The 14,856-nt window shown below is 70.7% G+C and carries 12 protein-coding genes; 8 read left to right on the top strand and 4 right to left on the bottom strand.

The window, feature by feature from the left end:
• Positions 1-74: 74 nt before the first annotated feature.
• The 3 genes from xseA to FBY22_RS02325 all read left to right on the top strand — a co-directional run bounded on the left by xseA (position 75) and on the right by FBY22_RS02325 (position 2,275).
• Positions 75-1,283 (top strand): exodeoxyribonuclease VII large subunit, encoded by a 1,209-nt coding sequence (gene xseA / locus FBY22_RS02335; RefSeq protein WP_142142224.1) that lies wholly within the window; start codon positions 75-77, stop codon positions 1,281-1,283.
• 9 nt (positions 1,284-1,292) lie between these two features.
• On the top strand, positions 1,293-1,538 hold the full coding sequence (locus FBY22_RS02330) for an exodeoxyribonuclease VII small subunit (protein ID WP_142142223.1): 246 nt from the start codon (positions 1,293-1,295) through the stop codon (positions 1,536-1,538).
• Between the two features lie 146 nt (positions 1,539-1,684).
• Positions 1,685-2,275: a malonic semialdehyde reductase gene (locus FBY22_RS02325; protein WP_142142222.1), complete on the top strand. Its 591-nt coding sequence runs from the start codon at positions 1,685-1,687 to the stop codon at positions 2,273-2,275.
• 69 nt (positions 2,276-2,344) lie between these two features.
• Here the strand turns inward: FBY22_RS02325 and FBY22_RS02320 are convergent, their stop codons facing one another.
• The gene (locus tag FBY22_RS02320) at positions 2,345-2,866 is read right to left on the bottom strand and encodes a DUF4245 domain-containing protein (protein WP_142142221.1); all 522 of its coding nucleotides are present in this window, start codon (positions 2,864-2,866) and stop codon (positions 2,345-2,347) included.
• Between the two features lie 127 nt (positions 2,867-2,993).
• Between FBY22_RS02320 and glpX the strand changes: the two genes are divergently transcribed.
• On the top strand, positions 2,994-4,028 hold the full coding sequence (glpX, locus tag FBY22_RS02315) for a class II fructose-bisphosphatase (protein ID WP_058923475.1): 1,035 nt from the start codon (positions 2,994-2,996) through the stop codon (positions 4,026-4,028).
• Positions 4,029-4,115: 87 nt separating this feature from the next.
• Here the strand turns inward: glpX and FBY22_RS02310 are convergent, their stop codons facing one another.
• A complete protein-coding gene (locus FBY22_RS02310) occupies positions 4,116-4,493 on the bottom strand; it encodes a WhiB family transcriptional regulator (RefSeq protein ID WP_079077994.1) in 378 nt (125 codons plus the stop codon).
• A 116-nt stretch (positions 4,494-4,609) separates the two neighbouring features.
• Complete coding sequence (locus FBY22_RS02305) at positions 4,610-5,302, bottom strand: DUF1707 domain-containing protein (protein ID WP_142142220.1); 693 nt, start codon at positions 5,300-5,302, stop codon at positions 4,610-4,612.
• Between the two features lie 147 nt (positions 5,303-5,449).
• Here FBY22_RS02305 and FBY22_RS02300 point away from each other — a divergent pair, with 147 nt between their 5' ends.
• The 4 genes from FBY22_RS02300 to FBY22_RS02280 all read left to right on the top strand — a co-directional run bounded on the left by FBY22_RS02300 (position 5,450) and on the right by FBY22_RS02280 (position 12,261).
• On the top strand, positions 5,450-7,114 hold the full coding sequence (locus FBY22_RS02300) for a fumarate hydratase (RefSeq protein ID WP_142142219.1): 1,665 nt from the start codon (positions 5,450-5,452) through the stop codon (positions 7,112-7,114).
• Between the two features lie 511 nt (positions 7,115-7,625).
• Complete coding sequence (locus FBY22_RS02290; RefSeq protein ID WP_142142218.1) at positions 7,626-9,035, top strand: aspartate ammonia-lyase; 1,410 nt, start codon at positions 7,626-7,628, stop codon at positions 9,033-9,035.
• A gap of 72 nt (positions 9,036-9,107) precedes the next feature.
• Positions 9,108-9,803 (top strand): DUF402 domain-containing protein, encoded by a 696-nt coding sequence (locus tag FBY22_RS02285; protein ID WP_142142217.1) that lies wholly within the window; start codon positions 9,108-9,110, stop codon positions 9,801-9,803.
• 355 nt (positions 9,804-10,158) lie between these two features.
• Complete coding sequence (locus tag FBY22_RS02280) at positions 10,159-12,261, top strand: SpoIIE family protein phosphatase (protein ID WP_142142216.1); 2,103 nt, start codon at positions 10,159-10,161, stop codon at positions 12,259-12,261.
• 65 nt (positions 12,262-12,326) lie between these two features.
• Here FBY22_RS02280 and FBY22_RS02275 read toward each other — a convergent pair whose 3' ends face one another.
• Positions 12,327-14,735 carry a transglycosylase domain-containing protein gene (locus FBY22_RS02275; RefSeq protein ID WP_142142215.1) on the bottom strand — a complete coding sequence of 803 codons (2,409 nt, stop codon included), beginning with the start codon at positions 14,733-14,735 and terminating at the stop codon, positions 12,327-12,329.
• Between the last annotated feature and the right edge of the window lie 121 nt (positions 14,736-14,856).

Here is a 14,856-nt window from a genome sequence, read left to right as displayed (position 1 = left end):
AGGGCCACACCCGGGGGCCTGAAGATCGCGTCCGCCGGCCCCGCGTTGTCGGAGCGGGCCGTTACCCTCGCCGCATGGCTCTCAACACGTCCGCCGAAGCGCCCGTGCCCGTCGGTGAGGTCTCGCGGCTCATCGGGGGGTGGATCGACCGGTTGGGGGCGGTCTGGGTCGAGGGGCAGATCACGCAGCTGTCGCGGCGGCCCGGGGCCGGAGTGGTATTCCTGACCCTGCGCGATCCGTCGTACGACATCTCGATCGGCGTGACCTGCTACCGGCAGGTGTTCGACGCCGTCGCCGACGTGGTCGGCGAGGGCGCGCGGGTCGTCGTGCAGGCCAAGCCGGAGTGGTACGCCCCGCGCGGCCAGCTCTCCCTGCGGGCCACCGAGATAAGGCCCGTGGGTGTCGGTGAGCTGCTCGCGCGGCTGGAGCGGTTGAAGAAGGCGCTGGCCGCCGAGGGGCTGTTCTCGGCGGAGCGCAAGAAGCCGCTGCCGTTCCTGCCACAGCTGATCGGGCTGGTGTGCGGGCGGGCCTCCGCGGCGGAGCGGGACGTGCTGGAGAACGCCCGGCACCGCTGGCCCGCCGTCCGCTTCGAGGTGCGCAACGTCGCGGTGCAGGGCGTGCACGCCGTCCCGCAGGTGGTGCAGGCCGTGAAGGAGCTCGACGAGCTGGCGGACGTGGACGTGATCATCGTCGCCCGAGGGGGCGGCAGCGTGGAGGACCTGCTGCCGTTCTCCGACGAGCAACTGGTGCGCGCGGTCGCGCAGTGCCGTACGCCCGTGGTGTCGGCCATCGGGCACGAGCCGGACAATCCCCTCCTCGATCACGTGGCCGACCTGCGTGCCTCCACACCGACGGACGCCGCCAAGAAGGTCGTCCCGGACGTGGGCGAGGAGTACGAGCGGGTGCGGATGCTGCGGGACCGGGCCCGGCGTTGTGCGCGGGCCCTGGTGGAGCGGGAGGAGCGCGGGCTCGCGCACGCCCTCGCCCGGCCCGCGATACAGGATCCGCACCGGATGGTCGACGAGCGGGCCGACCACGTGACCTCGCTGGTGGAGCGCTCGCGCCGGACCCTCGGTCACCTTCTCGACCGTGCCGACTCCGAGCTCACGCACACGCACGCACGCGTGGTGGCCCTCTCCCCCGCCGCCACCCTCAAGCGCGGGTACGCGGTGCTGCAGAAGGCCGACGGGCACGTGGTGCGGGATCCGGACGAGGTCGCGGCGGACGAGACGCTGCGGGCGCGGGTCAGCGAGGGCGAGTTCGTTGTCCGAGTCGACACATAGGGTGGGTGGATGACCAGCAAGGTGGCGGAAGAGGCGCTCGGGTACGAGCAGGCGCGGGACGAACTGATCGAGGTCGTACGGCGGCTGGAGGCGGGCGGCACGACGCTGGAGGAGTCGCTGGCCCTGTGGGAGCGCGGCGAGGAGCTGGCCAAGGTGTGCCGGCGCTGGCTGGACGGCGCTCGGGCCCGCCTGGACGCCGCTCTGGCCGAGGAGCAAGAGCCGGACGGGGACGACGTCCGGGAGGACGACGCATAGGGGCGCGAGCCGTTCTGCTGTGAAGCGGATCACCACGCCCTCACATTCGTTGAAACTTGAACCTCCCTTGGCGTACCTTCGGTGTCGTCAGCCGATCCGGACCGCGGTCCGGTACGGATCGAACGTCACCCCGAGGAAGATCCCGCATGTCTCTCGTGCTCGACCCCGCCGCCCAGGACCTGCTGTTCCGTGAGGCCCGCACCGCGAACACCTTCACCGACGAGCCGGTGACGGACGAGCAGGTGCAGGCGATCTACGACCTGGTCAAGTACGGCCCGACCTCAATGAACCAGTCGCCGCTGCGCGTCACGCTGGTCCGCTCCCCCGAGGCGCGTGAGCGTCTGGTGCAGCACCTGGCCGAGGGCAACCAGAAGAAGACCGCCGCCGCCCCGCTGGTCGCGATCCTCTCCGCGGACAACGAGTTCCACGAGGAGCTGCCGCACCTCTTCCCGCACTTCCCGCAGGCCAAGGACCTCTTCGCCGGCAGCCGTGAGGCCCGCGAGAAGAACGCCGCGCTGAACGCCGCCCTGCAGGCCGCCTACTTCATCATCGGCGTCCGTGCCGCCGGTCTCGCCGCCGGCCCGATGACCGGCCTCGACTTCGAGGGCGTCCGCAAGGAGTTCCTGGACGACGACCACACCCCCCTGATGGTCGTCAACATCGGCAAGCCGGGCGAGGACGCCTGGTTCCCGCGCTCCCCGCGCCTGGACTACGAGCAGGTCGTCACCACGGTCTGAGCGAACCCCGCATGCGAAGAGGCCCCCGGCGATCACCGTCGGGGGCCTCTTCGCATGCGGGTGTTCCGGTCACGACATCTTCAGGGCCTGCACCATCTCGGTCAGCTGCCGCAGGGAGCCGGTGCCCGCGACCACCGTCGTCGAGCCCTTGCCGGGCAGCACGAGGGCGTCGTAGCGGCCGCCGGTACAGCGCGTCCAGGTCCGGCCGTCGATGTCCTGGGTCGCCTTGGTCGCCTTGCCGCCCTGGGTGGCCTGGTCGATGAACTCCGACGGCTTCTGAGTCGACTGCTCGATCTGCACGTACTGACCGTCGGGGGCGTGGAAGCCCAGGTGCCAGGCGTCGTTGTTCGCGCCGTCGAAGCGCACGGACGTCGCCTTCCAGGTCCTGGGCAGACCCTCGGGCGCGGCCACCGGGTAGGCCGCGGCGCGGCGTGCCGTGAGCAGCTCGACGCGGTAGTCCACCCGCTTGATGTCGGGAGCCGAGTCGTCGTGGGGGATGAAGACGTAGATGAGCGCCGCCGCGATCCCGATGAGGCCCAGGGAGAGAATCATGTCCCGGACCGTCTTCTGCCTGCCGTTCGAACCTGCCACGTCCTCTATCGTCGCAGGTGCCCGGTCCGCTCATCCGTGGGGTCCCCTGCTCATTTTGTCGGACTGACGATAGAGTCGAGGGTCGAACCCTCATCCGGCCGTCGTCGTATCAGAAAGGTGCGCTCCGATGACCGAGCATCATCACTTGCCGTCCGAGCTCGAAGTTCCCAGCGAAGCCCCCGACCGCAACCTCGCCCTGGAGCTCGTCCGGGTGACCGAAGCCGCCGCGATGGCCGCGGGCCGCTGGGTCGGACGCGGCGACAAGAACGGCGCCGACGGCGCCGCCGTCCGCGCCATGCGGACCCTCGTCTCCACCGTGTCGATGAACGGCGTGGTCGTCATCGGCGAGGGCGAGAAGGACGAGGCGCCGATGCTCTTCAACGGGGAGCGCGTCGGCGACGGAACCGGCCCCGAGTGCGACATCGCCGTGGACCCGATCGACGGAACCACGCTGACGGCCAAGGGCATGCCGAACGCGATCGCCGTACTGGCGGCCGCGGACCGCGGGTCGATGTTCGACCCGTCCGCCGTCTTCTACATGGACAAGCTGGTCACCGGGCCCGAGGCGGCGGACTTCGTCGACATCGACGCGCCCGTGTCGGTGAACATCCGCCGGGTGGCCAAGGCCAAGCGGTCCACCCCGGAGGACGTGACGGTGGTGATCCTGGACCGGCCGCGGCACGAGGGGATCATCAAGGAGATCCGGGAGGCCGGGGCACGGATCAAGCTGATCTCCGACGGCGATGTCGCCGGGTCGATCTACGCGCTGCGCGAGGGCACCGGCGTCGACATGCTGCTGGGCATCGGCGGCACGCCCGAGGGGATCATCTCGGCCTGCGCCGTGAAGTGTCTCGGCGGCACGATCCAGGGCAAGCTGTGGCCCAAGGACGACGAGGAGCGGGCGCGGGCGATCGACGCCGGGCACGACCTGGACCGCGTGCTGATGACCGACGACCTGGTGGCCGGGGAGAACGTGTTCTTCGTCGCCACCGGGATCACCGACGGGGAGCTGCTGCGGGGTGTGCGGTACCGGTCGGAGACCGCGACGACCGACTCGATCGTGATGCGCTCGAAGTCGGGCACCGTCCGGCGGATCGCCTCCGACCACCGGCTGAGCAAGCTGCGGGCCTACAGCGCGATCGACTTCGACCGCGCCAAGTAGCGCGCTCCGGCCGGGATCGGCCGCCGAGCCGAGAAGTGGGCGCCCCCTGGTGCGGCAGGGGGCGCCCACTTCTCGTATGCACGGGTGCTATCCCGCCGCCGCTATACGGCCCTGCGCTCGCGCCGTCTTCTTCAGCTCCATCTCGCGGCGCCGCCGCCTGGCGAGCACCACGCGGCGCTCGGCGGCCGTGAGGCCGCCCCAGACGCCGTAGGGCTCGGGTTGCAGCAGGGCGTGCTCACGGCACTCGACCATCACCGGACAGCGGGCACAGACGCGCTTGGCCGCCTCCTCGCGGGACAGGCGTGCCGCGGTGGGCTCCTTGGAGGGGGCGAAGAACAGACCGGCCTCGTCCCGCCGGCACACCGCCTCGGTGTGCCAAGGGGCGTCCTGGTCCCTGACTGGCACTGGCACCCGCTGGGCCGGAACGGCAGCTACCTGCAGGGACGAATGCGGCGGTTGCAGCACGGTCTACTCCTGACGACGGCTTCGCGAGCGAGCGACGATGCAGCAAGCCCTACCCGCTGTGCGCACGCCTATGCACTGAGTTCCGAACCGCCCAAGTCACCCGTGATTCACATCCGTCAACGGTCCAGGTATTTGCGCAAACTCTTGTCGACCTTGTGCTGCACGCGATCGAGAATGTCCGCGACGAACCTGCCGCGCTTCGGTTTCGCCTCGACACTGCCCAGCACGGCCCAGCCGTCGACGTACACCACGGGGGCGTTGGCGTCGTCCGCGTCCAGCGATGCCACCTCGAAGCTGCCGAGCACCCCGCCGCCCGTGCCGCGCAGCGAGACGTTCTCCGGGACGCGGACCTCGACACTGCCGAAGACCGCGACCGCCTTGATCACGACCTGCTGGTACTCGAACAGCGCCTCGCTGAGGTCTATCTCCACGCTGCCGAAGACCGCGTACGCGTGGATACGGCGGCCGGCGCGCCGCCGGCCCCTGCGCACGGCGCTGCTGAGCACCGCCACCACATGGTCGTCGGCGTCGACCGGGACGCTGCCCAGCGGGGGCCGGTCGGGGGCGGCGGCGAAGGAGGGGGCGGCGCGGTGGCGGTGGGCGGCGGGCAGGTCCTGTACGAAGACCTCCAGCTCCCCGACCGTCTTGGCGGCGAGCACGCCCTCCACCCGCTCGGCGTGCTCGTCGGCGGTCAGGCGGCCTTCGGCGAGGGCCTCGCGCAGGAGGTCGGCGACACGGTCGCGGTCGGCGTCCGAGGCGCGCAGGCCGGCCGCCGAGGACGTCGGTTCGGTGTGCTTCTGAAGGTCCACGGCAGCAGCGTAGCGAAACGCGATAGATCGCGACTACCCCCCGACTGAGGACAACCTCACAAGCCCGCTGTCGGAGGCAGGTTCTACGCTGGTGGGCGCCCGCCAGTGTCGGCGGGCGGCCGTCTGTCGAGTGAGGAATGGGCTGCGATGCCTGAGTTCGCGTACACCGATCTGCTCCCCATGGGAGAGGACACCACCCCCTACCGGCTGGTGACCTCCGAGGGTGTCTCCACCTTCGAGGCCGACGGGCGGACGTTTCTCAAGGTGGAGCCGGAGGCGCTGCGCAAGCTCGCCGAGGAGGCCATCCACGACATCCAGCACTACCTGCGGCCCGCGCACCTCGCCCAGCTGCGGCGCATCATCGACGACCCCGAGGCGTCCGGCAACGACAAGTTCGTCGCCCTGGACCTGCTGAAGAACGCCAACATCGCCGCCGCCGGCGTGCTCCCCATGTGCCAGGACACCGGTACGGCGATCGTCATGGGCAAGCGCGGCCAGAACGTCCTCACGCAGGGCGGCGACGAGGCGGCCCTCTCGCGCGGCGTCTACGACGCGTACAAGAACCTCAACCTGCGCTACTCGCAGATGGCGCCGCTGACGATGTGGGAGGAGAAGAACACCGGCTCCAACCTCCCCGCCCAGATCGAGCTGTACGCCACCGACGGCGGCACGTACAAGTTCCTGTTCATGGCCAAGGGCGGCGGCTCCGCCAACAAGTCCTTCCTGTACCAGGAGACGAAGGCCGTCCTGAACGAGTCCTCCATGATGAGGTTCCTGGAGGAGAAGATCCGTTCGCTCGGTACGGCCGCCTGCCCGCCGTACCACCTGGCGATCGTCGTCGGCGGCACCAGCGCCGAGTACGCGCTGAAGACCGCCAAGTACGCCTCCGCGCACTACCTGGACGAGATCCCGGCCGAGGGCTCCGAGCTCGGGCACGGTTTCCGGGACAAGGAGCTGGAGCAGAAGGTCTTCGAGCTGACGCAGCGGATCGGGATCGGCGCGCAGTTCGGCGGCAAGTACTTCTGCCACGACGTACGGGTGGTGCGCCTGCCGCGGCACGGCGCGTCCTGCCCGGTCGCCATCGCCGTCTCCTGCTCGGCCGACCGCCAGGCGCTCGCGAAGATCACCCCCGAGGGCGTCTTCCTGGAGCAGCTGGAGACGGACCCGGCGCGCTTCCTGCCGGAGACGACCGACGAGCACCTGGACGAGGCCGACGTCGTGCGGATCGACCTGAACCAGCCGATGGACGACATCCTCGCCGAGCTCACCAAGTACCCGGTGAAGACCCGTCTCTCGCTCACCGGCCCGCTGGTCGTGGCCCGTGACATCGCGCACGCCAAGATCAAGGAGCGGCTGGACGCGGGCGAGGAGATGCCGCAGTACCTGAAGGACCACCCGGTGTACTACGCGGGTCCGGCGAAGACCCCCGAGGGCTACGCCTCCGGTTCCTTCGGCCCGACCACGGCCGGACGCATGGACTCCTACGTGGAGCAGTTCCAGGCCGCCGGCGGCTCCAAGGTCATGCTCGCCAAGGGCAACCGCAGCAAGCAGGTCACCGACGCCTGCGACGCGCACGGCGGCTTCTACCTCGGCTCCATCGGCGGTCCGGCGGCCCGTCTCGCCCAGGACTGCATCAAGAAGGTCGAGGTCGTCGAGTACGAGGAGCTCGGCATGGAGGCGGTCTGGAAGATCGAGGTCGAGGACTTCCCGGCGTTCATCGTCGTCGACGACAAGGGCAACGACTTCTTCCAGGACCCCGCGCCTCAGCCGACCTTCACGTCGATCCCCGTGCGCGGTCCCGGCCTGGCGTAGTGCCTTCGGGTGGCGGCGGGGATGGTTTTCGCCCCCGCCGCCCCTACCCGTTCCATCACCAGGGGCTCCGCCCCTTCGACCCCGCCAGGGACTCCGCGCCCTGAACCCCCGCGAGGCCGCTCGGCGTGGCACGCGGCAGTACCCGCCGGACGAACAAGCCGAACGACTTCTTCCAGGACTCCGCCCCGGCGCCGACGTTCACGTCCATTCCGGTCCGGGGGCCGGGCCTGGGCTAGTGCCTCGGGTGCGGCGGGACGGATCTCGCCCCCGCCGCCCCTACCCGTCCCGTCCCCAGGGGCTGCCGTCCCTTCGCCCCCGCCCGGGGCTCCGCCCCTGGACCCCTTCGGCCCCGAACGGGCCTCGTCCTCGAACGCCGGACGGGCCGACCAGCCGGTCCGGTGCGGGGACCGGGGCTGGGACGGGGCCCTTTCGGCGGAAGACCGTGACGGTTCGCCTCTGCGGGGAACAGTGGTCCCGTCGTGGACGCTGTGAGACGTGGAGGTGATCGTCGATGACCGACGAGCAGGAGCAGAGCGGGACCGGGTTCCGGATCGAGCACGACTCCATGGGGGAGGTCCGCGTCCCTGCGGACGCCAAGTGGCGGGCCCAGACGCAGCGTGCCGTGGAGAACTTCCCCGTCTCCGGACAGCGCATCGAGCGCGCCCACATCGAGGCGCTCGCCCGAATCAAGGGCGCGGCGGCGAAGGTGAACGGGCGGCTCGGGGTGCTCGACAAGGACGTCGCGGAGGCGATCCAGGAGGCGGCCGAGGAGGTCGCGCGGGGCGAGTGGGACGAGCACTTCCCGATCGACGTCTTCCAGACCGGTTCCGGCACCTCCTCGAACATGAACACCAACGAGGTCATCGCCACGCTCGCGACCGAGCGGCTCGGCCGGGACGTCCACCCCAACGACCACGTCAACGCCTCGCAGTCGTCCAACGACGTCTTCCCGTCCTCCATCCACATCGCCGCCACCGCCGCCGTCACCCGCGACCTGGTCCCGGCCCTGGAGCATCTCGCCGGCTCGCTGGAGCGCAAGTCCGAGGAGTTCGCGGACGTCGTGAAGTCGGGGCGCACGCACCTGATGGACGCCACGCCCGTCACCCTCGGCCAGGAGTTCGGCGGGTACGCGGCCCAGATCCGCTACGGCGTGGAGCGGCTGCACGCCTCCCTCCCCCGCCTCGCCGAGCTGCCCCTGGGCGGCACGGCCGTCGGCACCGGCATCAACACCCCGCCCGGCTTCTCGGCGGCCGTGATCGAGGAGGTCGGCCGCGTCACCGGGCTGCCGCTGACCGAGGCACGGGACCACTTCGAGGCGCAGGGCGCGCGGGACGGGATCGTCGAGACCAGCGGTCAGCTGCGGACCATCGCGGTCGGCCTGACGAAGATCGCCAACGACCTGCGCTGGATGTCCTCCGGGCCGCGCACCGGGCTCGCCGAGATCGCCCTGCCCGACCTGCAGCCCGGCTCGTCGATCATGCCGGGCAAGGTCAACCCGGTCATCCCGGAGGCGGTCCTCATGGTCGCCGCCCAGGTCATCGGCAACGACGCCACCGTCGCCACCGCCGGAGCGGCCGGCAACTTCGAGCTCAACGTCATGCTGCCGGTGATCGCCAAGAACGTGCTGGAGTCGATCCGGCTGCTCGCCAACGTCTCCCGGCTGCTCGCCGACCGGACCGTGGACGGCATCACCGCGAACCGGGAGCGGGCGCGCGAGTACGCCGAGTCCTCGCCGTCGGTCGTCACCCCGCTCAACAAGTACATCGGGTACGAGGAGGCGGCCAAGGTCGCCAAGAAGGCGCTGGCGCAGCGCAAGACGATCCGGCAGGTCGTCGTGGAGGGCGGTTACGTGGAGCGGGGGGACCTGACCGAACAGCAGCTCGACGAGGCGCTGGATGTCCTGCGTATGACGCGCCCGTAACCGTTCGCCGCCCCGGCGAGAACCGTGACGTGGAGCGCAGCGTCGTATGCCTGGGGCACCTAATATCTGTCCATGGCAGAGGGCGGAGCGGTGAGAGCGGAAGCGGCAGCGGGCACGTCGGCGGGTTTCTGGGAGCCCGGCAGCCAGATCCTGTGGCGGTACCGGGAGAACGCGGGCGAGCGTTTCCACATCGCCCGCCCCGTCACCGTCGTGCGGGACGACGCCGAACTGCTCGCCGTGTGGCTGGCGCCCGGCACCGAGTGCGTCAAGCCGGTCCTCGCCGACGGCACGCCCGTGCACGTCGAGCCGCTGCGGACGCGCTACACCAAGCCGCGGACCGTGCAGTACGACCGCTGGTTCGGCACCGGCGTGCTGAAGCTGGCCCGGCCGGGCGAGCCCTGGTCGGTGTGGCTGTTCTGGGAGCCGGGCTGGCGGTTCAAGAACTGGTACGTGAACCTCGAGACGCCGCTCGCCCGTTGGCACGGCGGCGTCGACTCCGAGGACCACTTTCTCGACATCTCGGTGCACCCGGACCGCAGTTGGCACTGGCGCGACGAGGACGAGTTCGCGCAGGCCCGGCGGGACGGGCTGATGGACGAGTCGGTGGCCGAGCGGGTGCGGCAGGCGGGCGAGTCCGCGGTGGAGGTGATCCGCGCCTGGGGGCCGCCGTTCAGCGAGGGCTGGCAGCACTGGCGCCCGGATCCGTCCTGGGCTGTACCTTCGTTGCCGGAGGACTGGGACCGTACGCCCGCGCACGTGTCCTCATGAGACCCTTGATGCGCCCCCGGTCCACAACCGTAGGATCGTCCTCCGCAACTTGATATCAAGGACCGGTGCGCAGAGCCGTCGTTGAGGGGTGGTGGCCGGGTGACGGATGGGCGTGCAGCAGCAACTCCCGGAGCATGCGCCGGGCTTGACCGAACGTCACCGAGGGGCGGCAGGACGTGAGCGAGGGGTACGAGGGCAACGCCGGAACGGACCGCCGACGGTTCGCCGGTGGCACAGGAACAGCCTCTGACCACGCGGGAATTCCGTTCCGGGGACACGTATTCCGGGTATCGGGATTCCTGCGGGACCAACTGCACGCACGACGTGCAGCCCCGGACGGACGGATTCAAGACGCGTGACGGAGTACCCCATCTCCTTCGAGCGCCCCGGCGCCGACCCTGCGGACGCCCGCGGGGCGGTTCTGCACACCCCGACGCAGGTGCCGGACGCGCCCATGGCCGCCTTACCCGCGCAGGCGCGCGCCGGAGAGACACCCTCGAAACCGAGTACGGCCACACCGTGCGGCAAGGGAAAGGAGCCGGCCTCGTCTGCCGACACCACGGGCCCGGGCCCCGAGCACTCCCAGCCTTCCGCCGTGGAGCCCGACACGCACCGTCCGCGGCCCGTGCCCGAATCCGTTCCGGACCGGCCCGACACCGAGCAGGACCGGCCGCAGAGCGGCGGCCCCGAGCGCCGCAAGGGCCAGGGGCTCGCGCCGGGCCGGCCCACGCCCATGCGCCGGGACGGCGACCGGCTGCGGTTCGTCGGGGCGGCGACGCGGCGGATCGCCCGCGGCATCGACCTGGACGAGATCGTCATGGGCCTGTGCCGGGCGACCGTACCGACGTTCTCGGACGCGATCCTGGTCTATCTGCGTGATCCGCTGCCCGTCGGCGACGAGCGGCCCACCGGTCCGCTGCTGCTGCGGCTGCGCCGCACCGACCGCATCCCGGCCGAGCGGGACAGCGAGGGCGCCGGTTTCTCGCCCGCGCTCCAGCCCGAGCCCGCGGAGCTCACCGAACTCGACTCGCTCGGCGCCGAGCTGTGCGAGGTGCGGCCGGGCAGCGCGCTCGCCGAGGTGCTGCGCGGTGTCCGTCCGGTCTTCACGGACGCGCCCGCGGCCCACGCCGCGCTGCCCGAGCTGCTCGGGGAGGGCGGGGAGTCGCTGGTGCCCGGCGGCCAGCGCTCGATCCTCGCCCCGCTGCGCGGTCGGCGCCGGGTGATCGGCGCCGCGCTGTTCCTGCGACGGCCGGAACGCCTGGCCTTCGAGGCCGACGACCTGCTGGTCGCCGCCCAGCTGGCCACGCACAGCGCGCTGGGCATCGACAAGGCGGTGCTGTACGGCCGTGAGGCGTACATCGCCGACGAGCTGCAGCGCACCATGCTCCCGGAGCACCTGCCGCGGCCCACGGGCGTGCGGCTGGCCTCCCGCTACCTCCCGGCCGCCGAGACGGCGCGGGTCGGCGGCGACTGGTACGACGCGATCCCGCTGCCGGGCAGCCGGGTGGCGCTGGTGGTGGGCGACGTCATGGGTCACTCCATGACCTCGGCGGCCATCATGGGCCAGCTGCGCACCACGGCACAGACGCTCGCCGGCCTGGACCTGCCACCGCAGGAGGTGCTGCACCACCTCGACGAACAGGCGCAGCGGCTGGGCACCGACCGCATGGCGACCTGCCTCTACGCCGTCTACGACCCGGTCTCGCACCGCATCACCATCGCCAACGCGGGCCATCCGCCTCCGGTGCTGCTGCACCTGGGCGGGCGGGCCGAGGTGCTGCGGGTGCCGCCGGGCGCGCCGATCGGCGTCGGCGGGGTCGACTTCGAGGCCGTGGAACTGGACGCGCCCGCCGGCGCGACCCTGCTGCTTTACACCGACGGTCTGGTGGAGTCCCGGCTGCGGGACGTCTGGACCGGGATAGAGCAGCTGCGGGAGAAGCTGGCCGCCACCGCGCAGCTGACGGGGCCCGACCATCCGCCGCCGCTGGAGGCGCTGTGCGACGAGGTCCTGGACATGCTCGGGCCGGGTGACCGCGACGACGACATCGCGCTGCTCGCGGCCCGCTTCGACGGGATCGCGCCCAGTGACGTCGCGTACTGGTTCCTGGAACCGGAGGACGCGGCGCCCGGGCGGGCGCGGCGGCTCGCGCGCCGGGCGCTGTCCCGGTGGGGCCTGGAGGAGCTCAGCGACTCCGTCGAGCTGCTGGTCAGCGAGGTCGTCACCAACGCGGTGCGCTATGCCTCGCGGCCGGTGACGCTGCGGCTGCTGCGCACCGACGTGCTGCGGTGCGAGGTGGGCGACGACGTGCCCCAGCTGCCCCGGCTGCGGCAGGCCCGCGCGACCGACGAGGGTGGACGCGGTCTGTACCTCGTCAACCGGCTGGCCCGGCGGTGGGGCGCGACCCGGCTGAGCACCGGCAAGGTCGTGTGGTTCGAACTGAGCAAGACCGCGCCGTAGGAAGCCTGAGGAAGACCGAAGGGAGGGCCGCCCGGTGCATACCGGGCGGCCCTCCCTTCGCGCTGCTACGGCCGGCCGTTGGGATTCAGCGGATTGTCGATGTTCCCGTTGGTCGGCGTCCCCGTCGGTGTCTGCGTCGGGGTCTGGGTGGGTGTCTGCGTCGGGGTCTGGGTCGGCGTCTGCGTGGGTGTCTGTGACGGCGACTGGGACGTCGGCGCCTGGCTCGACGGCGTCTGCGACGGGGTCTGGGTCGGCGTCTGCGAGACCGTCGGCGTGTACGTCGGCTGGACCGCCGCGCCCTGGTCGGTCTCCAGGTCGAACTTCAGGCCCGTCTGGGAGACACCGAACATGTAGGCCGCCCAGATCTGCGCCGGGAACCCACCGCCGTTGACGCGCGGGTAGCCGCCCGCCTTGTACATCGAGACCTGGGCCCCGTTCTTCTTGGACTCGCCGAACAGGCCCACCGAGGTGACCAGGTCGGGCGTGTACCCGCTGAACCAGGCAGAGCGGTTCTCGTCGGAGGTGCCGGTCTTGCCGGCGACCTTGCGCCCGTCGCGGTTGGCGTTGTCCCGGACCGAGATCTTGGCCGTACCGTCGTCGACCACGCCGGTCAGCACGGAGGTGACGGAGTCGGCGGCGTTGCGGTCGATGACCTGCCCGCCGATCGGGTTCGGCAGGTCGACCGTGCGCCTGCTGTTCTCGACCGACTTGATGATGGACGGGGTGACCTTCTTGCCGTGGTTGTCGAGGGTCGCGTAGACGCCGGCCATCTGCAGCGGGCTGGCGCCCATCGTGCCGAGGGTCTGCGCGGGCACGGCCTTGAGGTCGGCGGTGTCCATGCCCAGCCGGCTCGCCACCTTGAGCACCTTGTCCATGCCCACGTCGACGCCCATCTGCGCGAAGACGGAGTTGACGGAGTAGTTCATCGCCGTCTGGACGGTGATGGGCCCGTAGTCGTGGTCGTCCTCGTTCTGCGGGGCGAAACCGACCTTGACGCCCTTGTCCACGACCGGGCGCTTGCTGGTGCCGTCGTACATCGTGTTGGCGGTGATCGGCTTGCCGGTCTGGGTCTGAGCGGCCTCGTCGAAGGCGGCCGCGAGGATGACCGGCTTGAACGTCGACGCTGGCTGGTAGTCCACGCGGGTCGCGTTGTTGCGGTAGTGCTGGTAGTAGCTCTTGCCGCCGTACATCGCGACGACCGCGCCCGTCTTGGGGTTGACCGACACCGCGCCGGCCTGGACGTCGGCGTCCACCGAGCGCTTCTTCGGATCGAGCTTGCTGGTCAGCTGAGACTTGGCGGCCTTCTCCAGCGCGGTCTGCTTCTTCTTGTCGATGTTGAGCGTGATCGTCCAGCCGCCCGCGTCCACGAGATTCAGGGCGTCGTTGACGTTGTCGGCGCTGCCCTGCGCGACCAGCTGCTTGGCGAGCTGGTTGTTGGCGGCGTTCACCAGGTAGCCGACCTGGCCGTCCATGCCGGGCGCGGCCTTGGGCGCCTTCGGCTTCGGGAACGTCATCTTGTCGCGCTCGGCCTTGTCCAGCCAGCCCTGTCCGACCATGTTGTCGAGGACGTAGTTCCAGCGGGCCTGCACCAGGCGCCGGCCGGTGTCGGAGGCGATCGCCCAGTCGTACTGGTTCGGCGCCTGGAGCAGGGCGGCGAGGTAGGCGCCCTGCCGGACCGAGAGCTTCTCGGCGTCGACGCGGTAGTAGGCCTGCGCGGCGGCCTGGATGCCGTAGGCGCCGCGGCCGTAGTAGCTGGTGTTGATGTAGCCGGCGAGGATGTAGTCCTTGGACTTCTCCCGGTCCAGCTTCAGCGAGATGACCAGTTCCTTCAGCTTGCGCGAGACGGTCTGGTTCTGGGTGAGGTAGTAGTTCTTGACGTACTGCTGGGTGATGGTCGAACCGCCCTGCGCGCCCTTGCCGGACAGGGTGTTCAGCAGACCGCGGGCGGTGCCCTTGAGGTCGATGCCGTTGTCCTTGTAGAACGTCTTGTTCTCGGCGGCGACGAAGGTCTTCTGGACGCTCTTGGGCACCTTGGACAGCGGCACGATCTCGCGGTTGCGCTTGCCGTCGCGGGTGAGGAGCGAGCCGTCGCTGTACTTGTAGACGTTGCTTTGCAGCGTCGCGTCGGCATTGCCCTTGGGAATGTCGATCATCATGTACAGCACGACGAAGGCGCCCATGCCGAGCAGGCACACGCCGAGGAAGCCGCCGACGATCTTCTTCCAGGTGAAGAGCCGGCGTATGAAGCTCTTGCCGTCCTTGCCCTTGCCCGCGCCCGCGGCGGCACGGCCCGCTTTGCCCTTGGCGGCGCGCCGAGCTGCGGCGCGGCCGCCCTCGACCGGACCGCCCTCGACCGTGCCGACCGACGCCGGGCCGGCCGGGCGGGTGGGCGCCGCCGTGCCGGACGAGCGCGTGGGGGGCGCCGCGCGGCGGCCACCGCGCTGTCGCGCTCTTCTCTCTTCCGCTCGTCCCATGAGTCCGTTCCGCTCCGCTTCGTTCATGTGTGCTCATGTGTCACACAGGTTCGCCGCACAGGTCAGCTCAGAAAGCTAACACTGGGAGATGTGCCAAAGGTCCGTCGTTCCCGCCTTTTGC

The sequence above is a fragment of the Streptomyces sp. SLBN-31 genome, from assembly GCF_006715395.1.
Classification (GTDB): domain Bacteria; phylum Actinomycetota; class Actinomycetes; order Streptomycetales; family Streptomycetaceae; genus Streptomyces.
The sequence above is the reverse complement of the archived record's forward strand: the minus strand, read 5'-3'. Positions and strand labels throughout refer to the sequence as shown.